At 64.4% G+C, this 21,277-nt stretch carries 26 protein-coding genes; 14 read left to right on the top strand and 12 right to left on the bottom strand.

All coding sequences use genetic code 11. The annotated features are described in order from the left end of the window. Positions 1–77: 77 nt before the first annotated feature. The 4 genes from NMP98_RS04040 to NMP98_RS04025 are packed head-to-tail and all read left to right on the top strand — an operon-like array spanning position 78 to position 4,706. Complete coding sequence (locus NMP98_RS04040; RefSeq protein ID WP_254860272.1) at positions 78–2,888, top strand: oligosaccharyl transferase, archaeosortase A system-associated; 2,811 nt, start codon at positions 78–80, stop codon at positions 2,886–2,888. Then, a complete protein-coding gene (locus tag NMP98_RS04035) occupies positions 2,889–3,833 on the top strand; it encodes a DUF368 domain-containing protein (protein WP_254860271.1) in 945 nt (314 codons plus the stop codon). It abuts the gene before it with no gap. 25 nt (positions 3,834–3,858) lie between these two features. Beyond that, positions 3,859–4,446: a rhomboid family intramembrane serine protease gene (locus NMP98_RS04030; RefSeq protein WP_254860270.1), complete on the top strand. Its 588-nt coding sequence runs from the start codon at positions 3,859–3,861 to the stop codon at positions 4,444–4,446. Positions 4,447–4,478: 32 nt separating this feature from the next. Next, entirely contained in the window at positions 4,479–4,706 is a 228-nt protein-coding gene (locus tag NMP98_RS04025; RefSeq protein ID WP_254860269.1) for a DUF8028 family protein, read from the top strand. A gap of 3 nt (positions 4,707–4,709) precedes the next feature. Here the strand turns inward: NMP98_RS04025 and NMP98_RS04020 are convergent, their stop codons facing one another. Then, the gene (locus NMP98_RS04020; protein WP_254860268.1) at positions 4,710–5,900 is read right to left on the bottom strand and encodes an FAD-dependent oxidoreductase; all 1,191 of its coding nucleotides are present in this window, start codon (positions 5,898–5,900) and stop codon (positions 4,710–4,712) included. Positions 5,901–5,978: 78 nt separating this feature from the next. Between NMP98_RS04020 and NMP98_RS04015 the strand changes: the two genes are divergently transcribed. Genes NMP98_RS04015 through NMP98_RS04005 form a run of 3 tightly spaced genes read left to right on the top strand, consistent with a single transcriptional unit; the run spans position 5,979 to position 8,297 of the window. After that, positions 5,979–6,968 (top strand): PLP-dependent cysteine synthase family protein, encoded by a 990-nt coding sequence (locus NMP98_RS04015; protein WP_254860267.1) that lies wholly within the window; start codon positions 5,979–5,981, stop codon positions 6,966–6,968. A 44-nt stretch (positions 6,969–7,012) separates the two neighbouring features. Next, positions 7,013–7,708 (top strand): RNase P subunit p30 family protein, encoded by a 696-nt coding sequence (locus NMP98_RS04010; RefSeq protein ID WP_254860266.1) that lies wholly within the window; start codon positions 7,013–7,015, stop codon positions 7,706–7,708. Beyond that, positions 7,692–8,297, top strand: a complete 606-nt coding sequence (locus NMP98_RS04005; protein WP_254860265.1) for a class I SAM-dependent methyltransferase — start codon at positions 7,692–7,694, stop codon at positions 8,295–8,297. Before NMP98_RS04010 ends, NMP98_RS04005 begins: the two co-directional genes overlap by 17 nt. 6 nt (positions 8,298–8,303) lie before the next feature. Here the strand turns inward: NMP98_RS04005 and NMP98_RS04000 are convergent, their stop codons facing one another. Continuing rightward, positions 8,304–8,672 carry a HEPN domain-containing protein gene (locus tag NMP98_RS04000; RefSeq protein WP_254860264.1) on the bottom strand — a complete coding sequence of 123 codons (369 nt, stop codon included), beginning with the start codon at positions 8,670–8,672 and terminating at the stop codon, positions 8,304–8,306. A gap of 168 nt (positions 8,673–8,840) precedes the next feature. Here NMP98_RS04000 and NMP98_RS03995 point away from each other — a divergent pair, with 168 nt between their 5' ends. The 4 genes from NMP98_RS03995 to hflX all read left to right on the top strand — a co-directional run bounded on the left by NMP98_RS03995 (position 8,841) and on the right by hflX (position 12,268). Next, on the top strand, positions 8,841–9,326 hold the full coding sequence (locus NMP98_RS03995; protein ID WP_178917266.1) for an Rpp14/Pop5 family protein: 486 nt from the start codon (positions 8,841–8,843) through the stop codon (positions 9,324–9,326). A gap of 2 nt (positions 9,327–9,328) precedes the next feature. Further along, positions 9,329–10,081, top strand: a complete 753-nt coding sequence (gene psmA, locus NMP98_RS03990) for an archaeal proteasome endopeptidase complex subunit alpha (RefSeq protein WP_254860263.1) — start codon at positions 9,329–9,331, stop codon at positions 10,079–10,081. 81 nt (positions 10,082–10,162) lie between these two features. Then, on the top strand, positions 10,163–10,888 hold the full coding sequence (locus NMP98_RS03985; protein WP_254860262.1) for a ribosome assembly factor SBDS: 726 nt from the start codon (positions 10,163–10,165) through the stop codon (positions 10,886–10,888). A gap of 72 nt (positions 10,889–10,960) precedes the next feature. Further along, the gene (hflX, locus tag NMP98_RS03980) at positions 10,961–12,268 is read left to right on the top strand and encodes a GTPase HflX (protein WP_254860261.1); all 1,308 of its coding nucleotides are present in this window, start codon (positions 10,961–10,963) and stop codon (positions 12,266–12,268) included. 131 nt (positions 12,269–12,399) lie between these two features. On the opposite strand, the gene moaC is transcribed toward hflX, so the two are convergent. The 5 genes from moaC to NMP98_RS03955 are packed head-to-tail and all read right to left on the bottom strand — an operon-like array spanning position 12,400 to position 16,024. Next, on the bottom strand, positions 12,400–12,891 hold the full coding sequence (moaC, locus tag NMP98_RS03975; protein WP_254860260.1) for a cyclic pyranopterin monophosphate synthase MoaC: 492 nt from the start codon (positions 12,889–12,891) through the stop codon (positions 12,400–12,402). Between the two features lie 42 nt (positions 12,892–12,933). Then, positions 12,934–14,367: an NAD(P)H-hydrate dehydratase gene (locus NMP98_RS03970; RefSeq protein ID WP_254860259.1), complete on the bottom strand. Its 1,434-nt coding sequence runs from the start codon at positions 14,365–14,367 to the stop codon at positions 12,934–12,936. A 40-nt stretch (positions 14,368–14,407) separates the two neighbouring features. Continuing rightward, positions 14,408–14,686, bottom strand: a complete 279-nt coding sequence (locus NMP98_RS03965; RefSeq protein ID WP_254860258.1) for an acylphosphatase — start codon at positions 14,684–14,686, stop codon at positions 14,408–14,410. A gap of 36 nt (positions 14,687–14,722) precedes the next feature. Continuing rightward, positions 14,723–15,064, bottom strand: a complete 342-nt coding sequence (locus NMP98_RS03960) for a hypothetical protein (protein WP_254860257.1) — start codon at positions 15,062–15,064, stop codon at positions 14,723–14,725. Positions 15,065–15,106: 42 nt separating this feature from the next. After that, positions 15,107–16,024 (bottom strand): DNA-3-methyladenine glycosylase family protein, encoded by a 918-nt coding sequence (locus NMP98_RS03955; RefSeq protein WP_254860256.1) that lies wholly within the window; start codon positions 16,022–16,024, stop codon positions 15,107–15,109. 110 nt (positions 16,025–16,134) lie between these two features. On the opposite strand from NMP98_RS03955, the gene NMP98_RS03950 reads away from it, so the two are divergent. After that, a complete protein-coding gene (locus NMP98_RS03950) occupies positions 16,135–16,626 on the top strand; it encodes a DUF555 domain-containing protein (protein WP_254860255.1) in 492 nt (163 codons plus the stop codon). A gap of 52 nt (positions 16,627–16,678) precedes the next feature. Here the strand turns inward: NMP98_RS03950 and NMP98_RS03945 are convergent, their stop codons facing one another. After that, a complete protein-coding gene (locus NMP98_RS03945) occupies positions 16,679–16,915 on the bottom strand; it encodes a UPF0058 family protein (RefSeq protein WP_156708981.1) in 237 nt (78 codons plus the stop codon). 165 nt (positions 16,916–17,080) lie between these two features. On the opposite strand from NMP98_RS03945, the gene NMP98_RS03940 reads away from it, so the two are divergent. Together NMP98_RS03940 and NMP98_RS03935 are read left to right on the top strand one after the other, a co-directional pair. Then, the gene (locus tag NMP98_RS03940) at positions 17,081–17,485 is read left to right on the top strand and encodes a translation initiation factor IF-2 subunit beta (RefSeq protein ID WP_254860254.1); all 405 of its coding nucleotides are present in this window, start codon (positions 17,081–17,083) and stop codon (positions 17,483–17,485) included. A gap of 77 nt (positions 17,486–17,562) precedes the next feature. Next, positions 17,563–18,021 (top strand): DUF5799 family protein, encoded by a 459-nt coding sequence (locus NMP98_RS03935; protein ID WP_254860253.1) that lies wholly within the window; start codon positions 17,563–17,565, stop codon positions 18,019–18,021. Here the strand turns inward: NMP98_RS03935 and NMP98_RS03930 are convergent, their stop codons facing one another. From NMP98_RS03930 to NMP98_RS03915, 4 genes are read right to left on the bottom strand one after another with little or no spacing between them, the layout of a single operon-like run. Continuing rightward, positions 18,022–18,999, bottom strand: a complete 978-nt coding sequence (locus tag NMP98_RS03930) for an isocitrate/isopropylmalate family dehydrogenase (protein WP_254860252.1) — start codon at positions 18,997–18,999, stop codon at positions 18,022–18,024. After that, complete coding sequence (gene leuD / locus NMP98_RS03925; protein ID WP_254860251.1) at positions 18,992–19,630, bottom strand: 3-isopropylmalate dehydratase small subunit; 639 nt, start codon at positions 19,628–19,630, stop codon at positions 18,992–18,994. The genes NMP98_RS03930 and leuD overlap by 8 nt, the downstream gene beginning before the upstream one ends. After that, entirely contained in the window at positions 19,627–21,051 is a 1,425-nt protein-coding gene (gene leuC / locus NMP98_RS03920; RefSeq protein WP_254860250.1) for a 3-isopropylmalate dehydratase large subunit, read from the bottom strand. Before leuC ends, leuD begins: the two co-directional genes overlap by 4 nt. Further along, on the bottom strand, positions 21,044–21,274 hold the full coding sequence (locus NMP98_RS03915; protein WP_178917281.1) for a DUF7989 family protein: 231 nt from the start codon (positions 21,272–21,274) through the stop codon (positions 21,044–21,046). Before NMP98_RS03915 ends, leuC begins: the two co-directional genes overlap by 8 nt. Between the last annotated feature and the right edge of the window lie 3 nt (positions 21,275–21,277).

The raw sequence follows: 21,277 nt of genomic DNA, 5'->3' as shown, positions 1-21,277 counted from the left end.
CGGCGCCCCCCGAGTGAGCCACCTTTTCGAGGACCAATGGAAAAGGCTTATGCGCGTTTTGACAGTGGGTCAGGGCAATGAGTCAGCGGTTCGACCAACTAGAGGAGCGACTCGACGAGTACGAGTCGCAACTCGACATCATCTACCGGCTGTACCACATCCCCGTCATCGTGGCCCTCATGGCGTTCATGTTGTGGGTCCGGGTGCGCAACTGGGAGCGCTTCCTCACCGACGACGGCGCGCTGTTCGCCGGCAACGACGCGTGGTACCACTACCGGTCGACGAACTACGTCCTCGAAAACTACCCGTTCACCATGCCCTACGACGTGTGGACGGGGTTCGACACCGGTACCGCAGCCGGACAGTTCGGGACCCTCTACGACCAACTCATCGCCACGGCCATCCTCGTCGTCGGCCTGGGTGACCCCTCACAGGGAACCATCGATACCGTGTTCATCCTCGCGCCGGCCGTCTTTGGCGTCCTGTGTGCGATTCCGCTGTATTTCCTCGGAAAGCGCTTCGGCGGTCGCTTCGGCGGTATCGTCGCCGTCGCCCTCCTTGCACTGACGCCGGGAGCCTTCCTCTCACGGAGTACCGCCGGCTTCACCGACCACCACGTCGCCGAAACCCTGTTCATCTCCATCTCGCTGTTGGCGATTATCGGGATGCTCACGGCGGCTCAGCGTGACCAGCCCATCTACGAGTTCATTCCCGCCCGCGAGTTCGAGGAACTCAAACGACCGCTCGGATGGGCCATCGTCGCCGGCCTCGCGATGACCGCCTACATCTTGGTTTGGTCGCCCGGCATCTTCCTCGTTGGTATCCTCGGGTTCGTCTTCCTCGTTCATCTCACGCTGGAGTACCTGAAGGGCCACAGCCCCGACCACGTCGCCATTCCGGCGGCCGTCTCGATGGTTGTCGTCGCGGTGCTTATGCTGCTGTTCATCCAGACGACATCGCTCTCGGCGACGGACTACTCGCCTGTCCAACCGCTCATTGCACTCACCGTCGGTGTCGGCGTCCTGTTCATGGCTGGTCTCGCCCGGCAGTGGGACCGACGTGACCTTTCGGCGCGGCTGTACCCGGTTACCATCGTCGGCATCGGCGTCGTCGGACTCGGCATCATCGCTGTGGTACTTCCGGATGTCTTCGATTTCCTGGTCACGCAACTCACCCGTGTCGCCGGGCTCACGACTTCCGACACGGCCGCGACGGTTGGCGAGGCACAGGCCGTAACCAACCCCGGACAGTTCTTCTACAGTTCCTACGGCTTCGCCATCTTCACTGCGCTGTTCGGGTTTGGACTCCTCGCGTACCGGCTTGCGTTCTCCGAGCGACCGAAGGGTGAGGACTCCCTCATCCTAGTGTTTACCGTGTTCATGTTGCTGGCGACGCTGACCCAGCGACGATTCGACTACTACTTCGTCATCTCGGTGGCCGTTCTCAACGCCTACGTCGTCCACTGGGTGTTCGGCTTCGTCGACCTCAAAGCGGTTCGAAAGGACGTCACCAACATCCAGCCGTACCAAGTGCTCGTCGTGGTTGCACTGCTCGCCATCGTCGCCGGGCCGCTCCTCGTGATACAGGCCCCGGTCGCCGCAACTGAGAACGTCGGCCCCGGTGGGGTACAGAACTGGGAGGGGAGCCTCGATTGGCTCTCCGAGGAGACGCCCCAGATGGGGTCGTACTCGACGGGCGATGAGCCCCGACTGGAACCGTACGGTACCTACGACAGAACGGACGACTTCGAGTACCAGAGCGGAGAGTACGGCGTGTTGGCGTGGTGGGACTACGGCCACTGGATTACCGTCGCTGGCGACCGTGCGCCGGTGGCGAACCCCTTCCAGCAGCACGCCACCGAGTCCGCCGACTTCCTACTGGCGGACAACGAGACCGAGTCGCTGAACATCCTCGAAGAAGACAGCGGTGAGGCCGAGGGCGTCCGCTACGTTATGGTCGACTACCAACTCGGCTACGCGGGCACGACGAAGTACAACGCCCCCACGGCTTTCGAGTCGCGTCACGACGTTTCATCGAGTGACGTTGGCGTGACAGTCATCAACCAGAACAGACAGCCAATCTATGGCGTCCACACTCAACGCGCCTACGAGAGCATGCGCGTTCGGCTGTACCAACACCACGGGTCGGCCATCGAACCGGCGCGGTTCGTCACCCGGTTCGGACAGTACGACCCCGAAAACGGCGTCGCGACCCCGCCCGAAGAAGGGTCACTCATTCGCTCGTACAACAGCAGCGAGGAGGCCCGTGAGGCGGCCCAGCAGAACCCCAACGCGATTCACGGCGGCGTGATGGGCCAACCGAGTGAACGCGTCGAGGCGCTGGAACACTTCCGACTGGTCCACGGCAGTCAGGCCGCCGCGCGCTCGCCGTTCGAGCGCGCGACCGGCCAACAGACCCAGCCCGATTCGTGGGTCAAGACCTTCGAGCGCGTCGACGGCGCCACCATTGAGGGTACCGGCCCGGCGAACAGCGAGGTGGAAGCCAGCGTCGAGATGGTGGTTCCGAGCACCGGCGAGACGTTCTTCTACAACCAGTTCGCCCAGACCGACGAGAACGGAAACTTCGAGATGACGGTTCCCTACTCGACGACCGGATACGACGAATACGGGACCGAGGCCGGATATACGAACGTCTCCGTGCGTGCGAACAGTTCGTATCAGTTCATCGGCTTCGGCGAGGATGACCTCGTCGGCTGGACCGGTACGGCGGACGTGACCGAAGGGCAGGTACTTGGCGAGGACGAGACGGCTGTGCAGGTCGAACTCGAACAGGCCCAACAGCCCGAAGGTGCCCAACAGGACGGTACCAGTGACGGGAGTACTAACGAAACGACTAACCAACAGACGGCGTACGCCCCGCCAGCATAGATGTCGGACTCCGCCGGCTTCCGTGGATGGCTGGCGGTGTACCTCAAGGGCGCCTGTATGGGTGCCGCAGACACTGTCCCCGGCGTCTCCGGGGGAACCATCGCCGTCATCGTCGGTATCTACGAACGGCTCATCACGGCGCTGACCTCCTTCGACCCGTCGTCGCTTCGGCTTCTTGCCCGCATCCACACGGCGGAGGGACGGTCCGCGGTCGCGGAGGAACTCGTCCGGATGGACGTTCCCTTTTTGCTCGTCCTCGGGGCGGGCCTGCTTTCGGCGGCGGCGACCATTGCGACGGCGATGAACGCCGCGCTTCAACTGTACCGCGCGCCAACCTACGCCTTCTTTTTCGGCCTCATCGCTGCGTCGGCGGTCGTTCTCTACCGGTACGTCGACGTGGGGACACCACGCCGCATCGTGGTCGCCGCAATCGGCATCGTCCTCGCGTTTCTCGTCACCGACCCCTCGCTGAGCGGGTCGACGCCGTCGACGCTGCCCGTGCTGTTCGTCGCCGGTGCCATCGCCATCTCCGCGATGGTGTTGCCGGGCGTCTCCGGGGCGTTCCTGCTGTTGGTGCTCGGCCAATACGAGTTCGTCAGCGGCATCCCGCGGGCGATTCTCTCGGGTATCCTAGAGGCCATCAGGGGCAACACCGCGCCGCTTCTCGACGCGCTCGCACCGTTTGCGGCGTTCATGGCCGGTGCTATCGTCGGCGTGTTCTCGGTCGCTTACGCCGTGCGAGCGGCACTCCGACGGTATCGCGAGGCGACGCTGACGTTCCTCATCAGTCTCATGGTCGGTGCCCTCCGACTGCCGGCGACGGAGGTTCTCGTGAACGTCGGCGAGATTACGGCACTCTCGGTACTCTCGGTGGTCGTGCCGGCGGCCGTCGGCATCGTCGCGGTGCTCTTCCTCGACCGCCACACCGACGACCTCGAATACTGATTACCACGGCGTCCGAAGGCGGTCCATGGCCGACCGTCCGACGCTGACGACGCTATCTCTGTTCGGGGTCGTCTTCGTTACCCAAACTGTCGCCGGTGCGGTCGGCGTCGGGTCGTGGGCGTTCACCCTCGCGTTGCCGCTCGAACGTCATCCGTGGACGCTCGTCGTGAGCGTGTACGCCCACGGTGACCTCATGCATCTCGCCGTGAACGCTGTCGCACTCGCAGTCGTGGGGCCGCTCGTCGCACGTGTGACGACACCGCCACGCTTTCACGCGTTCTTTCTCACTGCAGGGGCGTTAGCGGGCGTCACCCATGTCGTCGTCACTGCAGCGTTCGCTCCAACGGCAGTACTCGGCGCCAGCGGTGCGATTTTTGCGCTGTTCGGCTACCTCCTCGTCGGCAACCGGGCTTCGGAGCGAGTGTTGTCGTGGGTGCCTCTCGGTCGCCGTGGCCGTCTCGTGGTGTTTCTGCTCTTGGCGGTCGGCGTCACGCTGGCGACGGCTGCTCCCGGCGTTGCCGTGGTCGCACACTTTGTCGGCTTCCTTCTCGGGTCCCTCTGTGGTCGACTCCGAGTGCTCCACGTGGGCCACAGTCGGCTCGAAATTGGGTAAACGCTGATATGGGCCTAACGGAACTCACCCGTATGGTCAGATGGGGACGGAATCGCGAAGACGGCTCACTGAACGGTCTCACCCGAGTTCGGAAACCCATCGAAGCCACTGCGTTCTGGGCAGCCGTCCTCCTTCCCGTCGCCTACGTTCCGGTGCTCGCCGACGGCATCGGCGGCCTCCAAGGGGCCGGGTTGTTCACGTCGCTCGTCGCCTTGCATCTCATCGTCCTCGCGGTCGGCCACCGATACGGTCGGTCGTGACGTTCAGCCGACGATGTCGGTATCTGCCGGCCCGACAGCATCGAACGTCTCGACGAGCGCATCGAGTTCCTCGGCGTCTTCGGCCGGTAGTTCCGCATCAGCGGTCCGACACGGTTCGGAGACGCTCAATCGCTCACAGACGGCGTCGGAGACTGCTTCGGCCATCAGCCGATACGTCGTCAGTTTTCCGCCAGTAACCGTCGTCAGCCCCGCTACGTCGTGGTCGTGTACCTGAAACCCCCGAGAGGCGTCCCGGCCGCGTCCGCCGTCGTCGCCCCCATACAGTGGGCGGACGCCCCAGTACACGTCGACCACGTCGGCGGCGGCGACGGAAGGAACCATCGCGGTACCCTCCATCAGCATCGCCACGACGGCGTCCTCGTCGGTCGGGAAGTCGTCGGGGTCTTCGACCGGCGTGCTGGTCGTCCCGAGGACGACGCGGTCCTCGTGTGGGACGACGATGTCCCCGTCGCCCGGCGGCCGACAGCGGTTGATAACCGAGTCGACGCCCTCAACGTCGACGGCGACCATGACGCCCGTCGTCGGTGCCATCGGAACTTCGACGCCGGCGAGTTCGGCGATGCGGCCAGCCCACGCCCCCCCGGCGTTGACGACGTGGTCGGCCGCGATTCGTTCGTCGTCGGTTTCGATGGCCGTGACAGTTCCGTCAGCGACGACGATGTCGGTCACCGGGGCGTTCGGCCGTATTTCGGCGCCGTGCTGTCGGGCGCTTTCGGCAGTCGCCGCGAGGAGTCGGGAGGGGTAGATGACGCCGTCGGGAACGCGGAAGGCGCGCGTCACGTCCGAAGTGAGTTCCGGCTCAATGTCGCGGACGGCGTCGGTAGATAGCGTTTCCGTCGGTATTCCAACGTCGTGGCAGGCCTCGATGCGAGCGTCGAACGCGGCGGGGTCGTCGTCCGGCAGTTGGACGAACAGTCCGTCGGTTCGTTCGACCGCTTTCCCGGCGATATCTCGAAGCACGCGACTCTCACGGATACACTCGGCAGCGCCCTCAGGGTCGGCCGTCGCGTACCGGGCGCCGCTGTGCAACAGCCCGTGGGACCGACCAGTCGTTCCAGCCCCGAGGCCGCCGCGCTCACACAGCACCACATCGACGCCGCGCATCGCGAGGTCGCGGGCGATGCCGACTCCTGTCGCACCACCGCCGATGACGACGACATCCGTCTCGGTCATATCGTCGCTTCGAGGGGTGGCTGCTTCAGTGTGTTCGTCGCCGCACCGCTTTTCCTGTTGGCTGGCGACGTGAGGTGTATGAACGGCGCAGTCGGTGAGACGCCGCTCGTCGAACTCGACCTCGGTATCGGGCCGGACGTGTACGGGAAAGTCGAGTGGTTCAACGCCGCGGGCCGAGACCACGGCGGTGGGTCGATAAAGACCCGCATCGGGAGGGCAATGCTTGACGCCGCGGAAGCGTCACCGGACAGCATCGCCGAGGGGAAAACGATACTGGAGGCCTCGAGCGGCAACACCGGTACCGCAGTCGCGCGATTCGGTGCCGAACGGGGGTACGATGTCGAAATCGTCGTCCCGGAACACGCCGGCCGTGGCAAGGTCGACGCGATTCGGGGCGCGGGCGCCTCGGTTCATTTCGTCGACGGGGACCGTGGGTACGACGGGTTCGTCGAAGTCGCTCGCCGGCGGTACGAGGACTCTCCTGGTCGGTATTACTGGCCGAACCAGTACCAAAACCCCGCGAATCCGGCGGTCCACGCCGCGATGACGGGGCCGGAACTGTACCGCGGTACCGACGGCGAGGTAGACCATTTCGTTGCGGGCGCCGGTACCGGCGGAACTATCACGGGCGTTGCACACGCGCTGGCCGACCGCGGCGTTTCGGTCCACGGCTTCGAACCGGCCAGCACTGACCACGACATCGCCGGTCTCAAGCGGATGAGTTCACCCGAAACGTTCGTCCCCGACACAGTCGAGTTCGAGGCCCTCGATTCGCGACACGCCGTCGAAACCGATGCGGCCCACGGGTACGCTCGGAGACTTCGGGAACGGCACGAAGCGACGGAGATACCGATTCGCGACACCGGGCAGTGGTCGGTCGAGGCCGTTCGAGAGTACCTCCGCGTCGACGGCGAGTTCCTCGTCGGTCCCTCCAGCGGTGGGGCTGCCGCGTTGGTCGAGCGGTTGACGCGGCGGGGAGTAATCGGCACAGACGAGACCGTCGTGATTCCGCTCGCCGACCGTGGAGACCGCTACCCCGACCGGGAGCTGTGGTCGGCGTACCTCTGAGGGAAGACACAACACCAAAGAGCGCGCCGGTCACAGTTCGTCGTATGTACGAGGGCGTCCACGCACACCCGGACGGCGAAGCGACCGTTGCGCGACTCGCGCGGACGGCCGCGGAGTACGGGTACGACGGCGTGGTGGTTCGGAACCACGGCGACGCCCAGGCCACCTACGACCCCGACCGAATCGAATCGGCCTACGGCATCGACGTGGCATCCGGCATCGAAATTCGGACCGACGACGCCGGACAGGCCAGCGGCCTCATCGGGAACTATCGCTCGAAGCGCGATGTCGTCTGTGTCCACGGCGGCGACCTCAACCGATTCGCCGTCGAGCAGGCGAAAGTCGACGTCCTCACCCATCCGATGCGGGATGGCGACGTAAACCACGTCCTCGCGAAGGCGGCCGCCGAGAACGGCGTCCACCTCGAGTTCAACTTCGGGCGAGTGCTTCGGGACGACGGCGGTCCCCGGGTACAGGCGATTCAAGGGCTTCGAAAACTCCGGGAACTCGTCGACCAGTACGACGTGCCGTACGTCGTCTCCGCGGACGCCTCCTCGCATCTCGGCCTGCGCGGTCCGCGGGAGTTACTCGCGGTCGGGGCGACCGTCGGCTTCGACAGGGAGGCCATCGAAGTCGGGCTGTCCGCGTGGGGCGACATCGTCACAACGAACCGACAGCGGCGCTCCGAGACGTTCATAGAGCCGGGCGTCCGTATCGAAGAGCATGAAGAAGACGCTTGAGGAACACGCAGCGCGGTTCGACGACGTGGCACCGGAGTACGACGACGACAAGACCGAGGAGTACCGCGCCTGTGTCTCGCTCGTCGTCGAGTACGCCGACCCGACTGCCGAGGACACCGTTCTCGATTTGGGCTGTGGAACCGGCGCCATCGGGTTGGCCCTCGCCGAGGATGCCCGTCGCGTTCTCGGGCGGGACATCAGCGAGGGGATGATGGCAGAAGCCCGGGAGAAAGCCGCAGCACGGGGCCTCGACAACGTCTCTATCGAAGCGGGGACGTTCCGAGAGCCGAACGTCGAGGGGTCGGTCGACATCGTCGTCTCGAACTTCGCGATGCATCACCTCTCCGACGAGGAGAAACGGGCGGCAATCGAGGTCATCGCCGACCTCGGTCCGCGACGGTTCGTCCTCGGCGACGTGATGTTCTTCGGCGAACCCGACCCGGAGGAACCCTTCTACAGCCCCGAAGTGGACGACCCTGCCACTGTCGGTGTCCTCGCGGACGCACTCACCGACAGCGGGTTTTCGCTGACGGCCGTCGAGATGGTCCACGAACAGGTCGGTGTGCTGGTCGCCGAACGGACCGCGTAAGGCGACTCAACAGAAATCGGCCATCTCGTCGACGAACCGCTCGGCCCGGACGATTTTCGCATCGAGGTCCAGTTCGACGGTCTCGTGTTCGTAGTCGGCCTTCTTGCGGTAGGCCCGCATGCTGTTGAGGAACTGGGCCTCCTCCATCGGAATCTCTTCGACCATGACCACGTCTTCGGCGAAGTGTGAGGGGACGTGGTCTTCGTCTTCGGGGAGGTTCCCACGCTCGGAGAGGACGGCCTGTGCAGCGTGAAACGCCGCGTAGTAGACGCGGTTGACGACGCCGGCAGTCGAGCCGTCGTTCTCGTTGAGTATTCGGGCGTCCGCGAGTGCTTCGCGGGCTTTCTCCAGTTCGGCGTCGACGTGTTCAGACATGGCTTCCCCCGTCCGTCGTGGTCTCGGTGTCGTGTTCGGAACGTCCCGACTCGTTCGTTCGTGTCTCGTGACACATGTGTATTCGATGAACAGTTTCCGTAATCAATCCCGCGGTTGTTGTCGGCGGTGACCGCCGACTCTTTGTCGGTCCGTGACGAACGTGATTCCGTGAAACACCTCCCGAAGCACCTGCGTCCGCGGTGGCGGTATCTGGCGGTCGGGTTGGAGTCGTGGCCCGAGGCCGACCTCGACCGGCGGTCGTTCCAGCGGGAGCTGTGGTTCGCCGCCCAGAACCTCATCGGTGACGCCGGAAGCGCCGACCTCGATGGGTCGGTGCTGCACTTCCACTTCGAGGACGGCGACGGCGAAGCGGTCATCCGGGCTCGACGGGACGAAGTCGAACAGCTCCGGGCGGTGTTGGCGACCGTCGACGAAATCGACGGCCAGCCGCTCGGGGTGTTCGTCCGGGGCGTCAGCGGGACGGTCCGTGCGTGTGAGGAAAAGTATATAGGACGCCCGGGGGAAGAAATCGAAGAGAGAACCGTCGCGTTCGCCGACGCCGACCGGCCCGCAGTCGTCCGGAACGACCGGGTCGACGTGGAACTCTCCGGCGGCAACGTGGGCGCGACAGCACTCGATATCCGCGACAACTAACAATGCAGGGACAATCGCAGCAGCAGGCGTACGACCGGGGGATTACCATCTTCTCCCCGGACGGCCGCCTGTACCAAGTCGAGTACGCGCGAGAGGCGGTCAAACGAGGCACGGCGTCCATCGGGATTCGGACGGCCGACGGGGTCGTGCTGGCGGTCGACAAGCGCATCCGCAGTCCGTTGATGGAGCGGACGAGCGTCGAGAAGATTCACAAGGCCGACGACCACATCGGTATCGCGAGCGCCGGCCACGTCGCCGACGCTCGCCAACTCATCGACTTCGCCCGCCGACAGGCGCAGGTGAACACGCTCCGATACGGCGAACCCATCGGCGTCGAGACGCTGACGAAGGCCGTCACCGACCACATCCAGCAGTACACGCAGGTCGGCGGCGCCCGCCCCTTCGGCGTCGCGCTCATCATCGGCGGCATCGAGGACGGCGAACCCCGCCTCTACGAGACGGACCCCTCCGGGACGCCCTACGAGTGGCAGGCGCTGGCGGTCGGTGCCGACCGCGGCGAAATCGAGGACTACCTCGAAGAACACTACAGCGAGGAGATGTCCGTCGACGACGGCGTCGCCCTCGCGTTGGAAGCGCTGGCGTCGGTCAACGACGGCGAATTGGCGCCGGAAGGGATCGGCGTCGCGACCATCTCGGTCGGCGACGAACAGTTCCAGGAACTCTCCGACGAGGAGACCGAAGTCCACCTCTCCGAACACGGCCTGCTCGCCGCCGAAGACGACGACGAAGAGTAACTCCCTCGGGACCGACCGCACTCGTTTTCGATGGCAGGCGTAGCAAACACCTTTTAGCCCGGGCCGCGCGTACCGGGACATATGATATCCCTTGACGAGGCGGTGACCGCACGGCTCGAATCCCACGGCCAGCGGTTCGAAGTGCTCGTCGACCCCGACGCGGCGCTGGAGATAAAACGCGACGAGTTCGACGGCGAACTCGAGGAGGTAATCGCCGCCGAAGACGTTTTCGAGGACGCTGCTTCCGGCGACCGGCCGCCGGAGAGTTCCCTCGAAGAGGTGTTCGAAACCACGGACCCCCTCGAAATCATCCCGGAAGTCATCAAACGCGGTGAGATTCAGATTACGGCCGAACAGCGACGGGAGATGCAGGAACAGAAACACAAACAGCTCATCAATCAAATCGCCCGCAACGCGGTCAACCCGCAGATGGACGACGCTCCACATCCACCGGAGCGAATCGAACGGGCCCTAGAGGAGGCGGGGTTTCAGGTCGACCCGATGGAACCGGTGGAAAATCAGGTCGACGACGCTCTCGACGAACTTCGACCAGTCATCCCGATTCGGTTCGACGAAGTCATCGTCGCCGTACAGGTCCCGGCTGACTACGCCGGCAGCGCCCAGGCACAGATTCGCCAGTTCGGCGAACTGCAACGCGAAGAGTGGCAATCCGACGGCTCGTGGGTCGGCGTCCTGAAGTTCCCCGCCGGCCTCCAGAACGACTTCTATGACCTCGTCAACGAACACACCAGCGGGGAAGCCGAAACCCGAATCGTCAAAGACGAAGATGAAATCGGAACCCGCTAAACCACGTTCGTCTGTCATCCAGTAACACGATTACCCGGCCCTTAAATATCCTCGTCGCGTACACCACGGTGAGTGACAGGGACTAACGGAACGGCCATCGTCGCGAAGCGAGTCGACGACGGCACACCCGACACCGAGGAGATACGGGACCTCACGCGTGCGGCCGGTTACACGGTCGCCGGTGAGGTGACCCAAACGAGAACCGAAGACCCCGCGCTCTGTCTCGGAGAGGGGAAAGTCGAGGAGTTGGCGGCTCTCGTCGCGGAAACCGACGCGACGACGGTCGTCTTCGACAACCGTCTCGGGCCGTATCAGACGTACAATCTCGGCAACGAACTGCCCGAGGGCGTCGAGGTGGTCGACCGATTCAAACTCATCCTCGACATCTTCGGTCAGCGTGCCCAGACCAAGAAGGCCCAACTGCAGGTCGAACTCGCGGAGTTGCGCTACGAACTCCCACGAGCGGAGGCGAAGGCCTCACTCGCGAAACGCGACGAGCGGCCGGGCTTCATGGGACTCGGTGAGTACGACGAGTCGCGCGAACGCGACATCAAAGCCCAGATTAGCCGCATCAGCGACGAACTGGAGCGCATCGAACAGACCGAACAGCACCGGCGCGAACAGCGCCGCGAGTCGGGGTTCGACCTCGTGGCGCTTGCGGGCTACACCAACGCCGGGAAGTCGACGCTGTTGCGCCGACTGGCCGCGGACCTCGACATCGACGAAAACGAGGGGCTTCATCCGGACCTCGATTCGACCGCCGAATCGGAAAACCGACTGTTCACGACGCTCGGGACGACGACGCGACGGGCGGAGTTCGACCGACGCGACGTACTCGTCACCGACACCGTCGGGTTCATCTCCGATTTGCCCCACTGGCTCGTCGAATCGTTCAAATCGACGCTCTCAGAGGTGTACCGGGCCGACCTCGTGTTGCTCGTCGTCGACGTATCCGACCCAATCGAGGAGATACGGGAGAAACTGGTGACGTGTCACGACACCCTCTATGAGCGCAACGAGGCACCCATCGTCACCGTGTTGAACAAAACCGACGCGGTCGACGAGGAGGAACTCGAACGGAAGAAGGAGGCGCTGTCAGCGCTGGCACCGACGCCGGTCGCCATCAGCGCGAAGGAGGGCGAGAACATCGACGAACTCCGGGAGCGCATCGACCGCGAACTGCCGGACTGGCGCCGTGAGCGACTCGTCGTCCCGATGACCGACGACACGATGAGCCTCGTCTCGTGGGTCCACGACCACGCCCACGTCGAGGAGGTCGATTACGGCGACGAGGTAATCGTCGACTTCGAGGCTCGACCGGCGATAATCGAACAGGCCCGTGCGAAGGCCAGCGACCTCACGGCCGCGCCGGCGGAGTAACCGTTTTAATTTTTGTCATCAGGGGATGATTGGGGCGTCGTCACAGCCGTTGGTGCGTCGAATCGGACGGTCGTATCAGGCAGCCACAATCCGGGCTGAAAACCGAACCTCGGAACTCGACGCGACTGCCGTTATGCGTCTTCGAGCCTGCGTTTCTCCTTCGAAACCACCTCTACGTCCGAAATCCGTGTTCCGGGGTACTGTCCCTCGGCATCCTTTTCGGCGGCTTTCACCATGTCCCAGACCACGTTGAGGCCCGTCGTGACGCCCTCCAGTGCCTCCATCTCACAGCCGGTTTTCCCCGTGGTCTCGACGGCCACCTCAAGCGTTACCCGGTCGTCGGTTACGTCGAAGGACGTGTCGACGTTCGTAATCGGAATCTGGTGACACATCGGAATCGTCTCCCAGGTGTGCTTGACCGCCTGAATCGCGCCGACGCGAGCGACAGCAAGTACGTCGCCCTTCGCGATGCCGTTCTCCCGAATCGCATCGATAGTCGTTTCTTGAAGACGAATATGTCCACGCGCGACCGCTCGACGCGCCGTGTCGGGCTTTTCGCCCACGTCGACCATCTGTGCGTCGCCGTCGTCGGTGACGTGCGTGAGGTCCGAACCGTCGCTCATATCCTCCCTTCCAATCGGCAGGGCGAAGAACCCACCGACGAATCAGGCGTCGGGCCACAGCGCCCGCGGGAGCGAATCGAGTAGGTCCGTCGCCACGAGGCCGTACCCCTGTTCGTCGACGACGATGTCGCCGGACCGACCGTTGGCGTAGGCGCCGACTGCGCCGGCCGACAGCGGGTCAAGAACACAGACGAGCGCGCCCGTGACACCCGCGAGTACGTCGCCGGTCCCGCCGACGGTCATGCCGGGGTTGCCGGTGCGGTTGACCCGCGTCGTCTCGCCGTCGGAAATCACGTCGTAGGCACCTTTCACGAGCAGCGTGTGGCCGAGGTCGTCGGCGAAGGACTCGACGAGGTCGGCCCGTTCGTCCCAGTCGTCGGCCGTCTCTCCGCCCATCTTCTCGAGTTCGCCCTGATGTGGCGTACAGACGAGCGTGGCGTCGGTGTCGACCGACGGGACGACCTGCAGGGCATCGGCGTCGACGACTGCGGTTCCCGAGAAGGATTCGAGGAACGATTCGACGGCCGAAAGCGTCTCGTCGTGACTGCCGAGACCGGGACCGAAGACGACCGTGTCGTGTCCCTCGGCCTCCGCCAGCAGCGAATCGACGTGCTCGGGCGTGAGATGCTCGCCGTCGAAGGGGCGAACGATGAGGTTCTCGCTATACCCCTGAATCTCGCGGGCGACGTCCGAGGGACAGGCGACAAAGGCGAGGTCAGCGCCGGCACGGAGCGACGACTGGGCGGCCAGCGCCGGCGCGCCGGTGTAGGGGCCGCCACCGACGACGAGGACGCTCCCGAAATCGCCCTTGTGAGCGGTCGGGTCCCGCGACAATCGGAGGAGGTCACCGCGTTCGACGAACCGCTCGGCCGCATCGGGGATGCCGATGTCGGCGACGGTCACCTCCGCGTCGACGTTTGACAGTCCGGGTTTGTCGTCGTGGAAGGTGACCACGTGGTCGGCGTCGACTGCGGTGCCGACGGCCTCCCCAGTGTCGGCGTCGACGCCCGAGGGCACGTCGACTGTGACGACCGTGGCGTCAGCGTCGTTGATGGTCTCGGCGGCGGTCGCTTCCGGTTCCCGTAACGCGCCGGTCACGCCTGTCCCGAGCATCGCGTCGACGATGACGTCCGGAGAACCGAAATCGAGGTCGGCGGCGTCTCGAACTTCCTCGGCATTCAGTTCGGCCCGCTTGAGAGCGGCCCAGTTTTCCGCGGCGATGTCGGTCGTAATCGTCTCTGCACGGCCGAACAGGTGTACCGACACGTCGTAGTCGTCAAGGAACCGCGCGGCGACGAACGCGTCGCCACCGTTGTTGCCTCGGCCGCAGATGAGAGCCACTTCGTCGTCGGAGTCGGCCGTTTCGCGGACGACGCGGGCGACGGCGTTGCCCGACGATTCCATCAACTGTTTCCGGGGGACCCCCAACGCCTCCGCGTTCGCGTCGACGACGGCCATTTCCTCGCTGGTAATCATACTCTCCGCTTCGACCGCTCCGGCGGTAACTGTTGTGGGGCTACCAGCGAACCTCGAAGCCTGTGAGCCCCTCGGGCTTCTCGTACTCGACCTCGACATCGTCGACACGGGCGCGCGGACTGCCCGTGTGGCACCACTCGACTAACTCCTCGACGGCCGCCTGTTCGCCTTCGAAGACCGTTTCGACGCGGCCGTCGTCGAGATTGCGGACCCAGCCATCGACGCCGACCTCGTTTGCGGTGTCGCGGGTGGTCGCCCGGTAGTAGACGCCCTGTACCTTGCCGGTGACGAAGACGTGCGCTCGGGTGCGGTCGTCCATGAGAGACGATTCGTGACCGACCGTCAAAAACGTCCATCACGGTCGCCTCACGAGGAGGTCGTTTCGCCGTCCGATTCGGGATGGCTCGGTCGCATCGAGACGGTCAGTCCCGTCGTTACTCGCATCAGCGCCTGCGTCCGTACCTTCCGACTCTGTCGAATCCACGCGCCGACAGACGAGATAGTTCGGACCACGGCCGAGCGCCTTCGTCGCACACAGTGGGGCGAGAGTCACGTCGGTCGCTCCGAACGACCCCGGAAGGTCATCGTCGGGACAGACGACGACCGCGTCGTCGGCCACCGGTGCGCGATGGGTTCCGTCGAGGTCGCGTTCGACGGTCAGCGAAACCGGCCAACTGTCGTCGGATTGGGCGTCCATCGAGTACGGTTGCCCGCGTTTCAGTAGATAAACCTTCGGCGGTTACTCCCCGCCAGCACGGAGGTAGTGAAATACGTACGTTTGGGCGTATCCGGCGTACTGTCCGCCGAACTGTTCGCGGATGGCCCTCGATGTATCGGTGTAGTTGCCCTGCTCACAGTCCGGGTAGTGGTCTTCGATGGCGGTCCGAATCCACGTGTCTAGGGGGACGGCTTCCAGATACTCCAGCGAGAACAACAACACGCAGTCGGCGACCTTATCGCCGACGCCGACGAACCGAGTCAACGACTCACGGGCGGCCTCGTAGTCGAGTCCACGCGCCTCCTCGGGGAGGGCCTCGCCGTTTGCGACCATCTCGGCGGTGCGCTGGACGTAGGGTGCGCGGTACCCCAACGAGATGTCCCGGAGTTCCGCTTCAGTCGCCGCCGCCAACGCCTCGGCGGTCGGGAAGGCGGCGTAGGTCTCGCCGTCGAAGGCCACCGACTCACCGTAGGTTTCGGCCAGCGCCGTCTGCATGCCGTGGATGCGGGCGACCCGCATCTGGGCCGAACAGATGAACGAGACGAGACACGCAAAGGAGGGGTCCCGGACGAGTCGCATTCCGCGGTAGGCGTCGTAGGCGCGTTCGACGAGGTCGTCTTCCGGCGTCGACCCGATGATGGCGTCGAGGTCGTCGTCCAACCGGAGGAGTGCTTCGAGGTGTGCGTAGGCGTTCGGCGTCGAGGCCACCCACTCGAGTCGACCGTCGGTCTGTCGCGCGCGGAGGACCTCCGGCTCGTTCGTTTCGGTCTCCGTCGAGGGAAGCACAGTGTAGTACCACGCATCGCCACCGTGGGCGTCGGTTCGGTCGTACATCCGACCGTCCTCGCGTCGCCACAGGTACGACTGTCCGCTCTCGACGGTCGCCTGTAAATCGAAACCTCCGTCGAGTTCGTCGACGGAAATGTCCCCCGTGTCCATGTGCATTTCACGCGACGGGAGGGCTTCGACCTTTCGAGTCCCGGCCGGTTCTCTCCCCCGTATTCCGGTGTGGGCGAAGGTTCTTTGCGATGGGGGTGCAATAACATACCATGGACTGCCGAGTCGTCGTCGAAGCCGCAGTGCCGGTGTACGACGTAGCCACGGCGGACGAGGCGGTGCGAATCGCCATCTCGAAGACGGGCGCGATGTTGAATCCCGACCTCAACTACGTCGAAATCAACATGGGGAGTCGCGCCTGTCCGCACTGCGAGGAGTCACTCGAACCGGCGTTCATCGCTGCCGACGAGGGGTTAGTGGCCCTCGAGTTGGAGATGACTGTCTTCAACGTCGAGCGCGACCAACACGCCGCCCGCATCGCTCGCAAGGAAATCGGCCAACGACTCGACAACATCCCGCTTGAGGTACTCGAAGTCGAGGTCATCGAATCCGATGATGAAGAGTCGGGCGAAGAAGAGGAACCCGACGACAACGAGACAACTGAATTGGACGATTCACCGGAGGGCCGCGACACCGAAAGCGAAGAGATGGCGGACGAAGACGACGACGTACTGCCGGAGTTCGAGGAGTTAATCGACGAGTAGCGCGGCCGCTTGCCGGTGGCTGGATATGAGAATCCGCGTCGCGTTGGCCGAATTAATCCGCGGTCGCAGAAACGGGCTGTTCGGTTTCGCTCTCCATTTCTTCGGTGATGCCGTCCGCGAGCGCGAAGACGGCTGCTTTGTGGTCGGTTTTCGATTTGTGAATCGATGTCGGTCGGACACCGAGTTCGCTGTACTTGACGTGGTCGACTTCACACTCTACCATCTGCTCGTAGTGGTTACAAACCTCCGCAAGCAGGCCGTGGAGATGAATGAGCTCCTGCTTCTTCATGGTCAATTGCGGGTAGCGACTCGGGGCATATAGAACTATCCTGACACTGGTTAACACGCACCGCCGTCTCAGCCCCCGTGCGTAACGTTACCAATGGTTTCGGATTTTGGGTCGAATGAGAATGTACCTGTAAGACTTTTCGGGTCGGCGGTCGTACCGTCCGGTATGGATTACGAGAAGCAACTCGACCGCGCAATCGAGGAGACTCCCGACATCGAGGGTACGTCGAGTCGGTTCTCGCTGCCAGACCCGGAGATTCGACAGGAGGGTTCGGCGTCCGTCTACGAGAACTTCCAGTCGACGCTGAACACGCTCGACCGCGACGCCGACCACGTGATGAAGTACCTCCAAAACGAACTCGGGACGAGTGCGAACATCGACGACCGCGGTCGCCTGCGCCTCAAAGGTGAGTTCCGCCAGACGCGCGTCCGGGAGGCGATGGAGGAGTACGCCGACGACTACGTTCTCTGTTCGGAGTGTGGCCTCCCCGACACGCGCATCGAGACGGAAAACGGCGCGGAAATCCTGCGGTGTGAAGCCTGCGGTGCCCGGTCGGCGACCGGGGAGTGACGCGGACGCTCCGGTCGGCGGTGCGTCGGGCCGTCCCGTCCACGCCACCTAAGAGCCCCGAGGCCGTACCGCAGTCTATGAGCGAATGGCGCGATATGGTCGTCGGCGACCGAATGAACGTCGACAGCGAGTTCGCCCCCCGAATCGATAACTCTCCCTTCTCCCGACAGGAGTGGGGTCTCATCATGACGGCGACGTCCTTCGAAATCGAGAACGCCGACGACGAGGCGGCCGCTCGAATCGTCGCCGACACCTCCGAACTTCCGACGGTGATGCCGGAACTGGAGAACGTCGCGAACATGGGTCCAATGGGACAGCAACCGAGCGACGACACCGGTGGCGGACTCCTCGATTCGGTGTTCGGCGCCATCGGTCTTGGGAGTGGAGGCGACGACGGCGACGAAATCGACGAGGAGAAGCTGCAGGCCGCAGAGGAACTCGTCGCGGCCTACGCCGAAGAACTGCAGGCCCACCTCGAAGCCGAAGGGCGATGGGGAGAAGTCCGGGCCACCGCGGCCGCGGAACGCACGGAGTAGTTACAGTTCGTCGACGATAGCCGCGGTGACGTCCTCGGTGGAGGCCGACCCACCGAGGTCCGGCGTCCGCGGACCGGATTCTAACACGCCTTCGACTGCGCCGCGTACCGCCGCGGCCTCGTCGCCGTAGCCGAGGTGTTCCAACAGCATCGCCCCCGACAGAACCGTCGCTGCGGGGTTTGCGATGCCCTCACCGGCGATGTCGGGTGCCGAGCCGTGAACCGGCTCGAACAGCGCGTTGTCGTCGCCGACGTTGGCGCTCGGAAGCAAGCCGAGACCGCCGACGAGACCCGCCGCGAGGTCCGAGAGCATGTCACCCGCGAGGTTCGGGCAGATGACGACGCCGTACTCCTCCGGCCGAAGCAGGAGGTGCATGGCGAGGGCGTCCATCAGCGCCTCGTCGTAGTCGGCGCCGCGCTCGTCACCGACCGCGCGCGCTGCGTCGAGGAACTGGCCGTCGGTCGTCCGCATCACGTTCGCCTTGTGGGCGAGCGTCACGTCGTCGTAGCCGTTCGCGTCGGCGTACTCGAAGCCGTACTCGGCGATGCGCCGAGAGGCGTCTTCGGTGATGACGCGGGTGAGCGTCGTCACGCCGTCGGCGATTTCCGACTCGATGCCGGAGTAGACGCCTTCGGTGTTCTCCCGGACGAACACGAGGTCCGTCTCGGGCCGGAGCGCGTCGACGCCCGGATACGCACGGGCGGGGCGGATGTTGGCGAACGAGCCGACGGCCTCCCGAAGCGGGAGAATCACGTCGGCGGCGGATTCGCCGGCGGCGCCGAACAGCGTCGCGTCCGCGCCGGCCGCGAGGTCGTAGGTCTCTTCGGGGAGCGCCTCGCCGCTCGACTCTAACACGTGGTCGCCCGCTTCCGCCTGGATAAACTCAAAATCCGCGACCGCATCGAGTACCTCAACGGCGGCGGGGACGACCTCTTGACCGATGCCGTCGCCGGGGATGACGACTATCTCCTCAGTCATCGGCGTGGCCTTTCCGGGGTTCTGAGTCCCCGACGTACGGCAGCGACTTCGCCGTCTCCTCGATGGCGTTCGTGTTGGACTTCATCAGCGCCGTCGTGTCCCAGATGCCCTCGACGAGAGCCTTCCGTTGGGCGTCGTCGACGGTCACCTCGATGACTCGGTCGTCGTAGGAGACGGTTTCTGCTTCGACATCGATTTCGATGTCGGCGTCGGGGTATTTCTCGACGTAGTCCTGCAGTTCTTCGATGGTCTCGGTGTCGGCAGTGACGGTCGGAACGCCCAACGCGAGGCAGTTGCCCGCGAAAATCTCGGCGAAGGACTCGCCGATGATGGCGTCGATGCCCCACCGCTGCAGCGCCTGCGGGGCGTGCTCACGGGAGGAGCCACAGCCGAAGTTGGAGTTGACGACCAAGACGTTGGCGTCCTGATACTGGTCTTCGTTGAACGGGTGGTCCTTCTCGTTGTCCTCGTCGTCGAAGCGCTGGTCGAAGAAGGCGAACTCGCCGAGGCCGTCGAAGGTGACGACCTTCATGAACCGCGCCGGGATTATCTGGTCGGTGTCGATGTCGTTGCCGCGAACCGGAATGCCGGTTCCCTCGACGTAGTCGACGCTCGGAATCTCCTCGCTCATGCTTCCACCTCCGTCTTCGGCAGTTCACGCACGTCGGTCACTTCGCCGGTGACCGCCGCGGCGGCGACCATCTCGGGACTCATCAGGACGGTCCGGCCGTCCTTCGAGCCCTGTCGGCCGACGAAGTTCCGGTTCGAGGAGGAGGCACACGCCTCGTCGCCCTCCAGTTGGTCGTCGTTCATGCCGAGACACATCGAACAGCCGGCTTCACGCCAGTCGAAGCCGGCCTCTTTGAAGACCTCGTCGAGACCCTCGGCCTCGGCGGCGGCCTTCACGCGCTGGCTGCCGGGGACGACCATCCCACGGACGGAGTCGTCGACCTCTCGGCCTTTGACGATTTCCGCTGCTGCTCGCAGGTCAGGCAGTCGGGCGTTCGTACAGGAACCGAGGAACGCCACGTCGATGTTGTACCCTTCCATCGTCTTGCCGGGTTCGACGCGCATGTGCTCTTGGGCGCGTCGTGCGGTGTCCTGTTTGTCGGCGGGCAGGTCCTCCGGTGCCGGAATCTCCTCGGAGATGCCGATGCCCTGTCCGGGGGTGGTTCCCCACGTGACGACGGGTTCGATTTCCGAGCCGTCGATGGTGACCACGTCGTCGTATTCGGCGTCGTCGTCGGACGTGATGGACTCCCAGTAGGACTTCAGTTCCTCGAAGCGCTCGGGGTCGTCCTTGAACTCGTCCGTCTCCGCCAGCCACTCGTAGGTGGTCTCGTCGGGGTTGACGTAGCCCGCGCGAGCGCCGCCCTCGATGGACATGTTACAGATGCTCATTCGACCCTCCATGCCGAGGCTCTCGATTGCCTCGCCGGCGTACTCGTAGACGTAGCCGACGCCGCCGTCGGTGCCGAGCCGTCGGATGATGGTCAGGATGATGTCCTTGGCGGTGACGCCCTCACCGAGTTCGCCGGTGACCTCGATTTTGCGGACCTTCTTTTTCTCCATCGCGACCGTCTGGGTCGCCAGCACGTCCCGAATTTGGGAGGTTCCGATGCCGAACGCTAAGGCACCGAAAGCGCCGTGTGTGGAGGTGTGGCTGTCGCCACAGACGATTGTCATGCCGGGTTGGGTCAGTCCCTGCTCCGGCCCGATGACGTGGACGATACCTTGGTCGCCGGTCGTCGGGTCGTCTAACTCGATGCCCGCCTCGCGGACGTTCTCTTCGAGTTCCGCCATCATCTCCTCTGCGGCCTCGTTATCGAGTGGCCGCGATTGGTCGCCGGTCGGGACGATGTGGTCGACGGTGGCGTGAGTCAGGTCCGGTCGAGCGACTTCGATGTCGCGCTCTCGGAGCATCCCGAAGGCCTGCGGACTGGTCACCTCGTGGATGAGATGGAGTCCGACGAACAGTTGGTCCTGGCCGTTCGGCAGGGTCGTCACCTTGTGATTGTCCCAGACCTTATCGTACAGCGTCCCTTCACTCATCGTTTACACCACGGTCGTAGGCGCGTTGTGCGCCGTCACTATCGCCCGGCGGCGTGTGGCTCACGTCGCCCAGCGTTTCGGTTTTCTCGGGGACTGCCTCCGCGGCGCCGCCGTCGGCGGCAATGGTCTGCCCACGGCTGTACGTCTGTGTGCTGCCGAACACCTCGCCCGTGATGGGGTTGGTGTGGCTCATTTCGCCCAGTGTGTCATTGTCGTCTGTCATGTC

The organism is Natronomonas gomsonensis, assembly GCF_024300825.1.
Lineage (GTDB): Archaea > Halobacteriota > Halobacteria > Halobacteriales > Haloarculaceae > Natronomonas > Natronomonas gomsonensis.
Note: the sequence above shows the minus strand (reverse complement) of the source record. Positions and strands in the feature narration are given on the sequence as shown.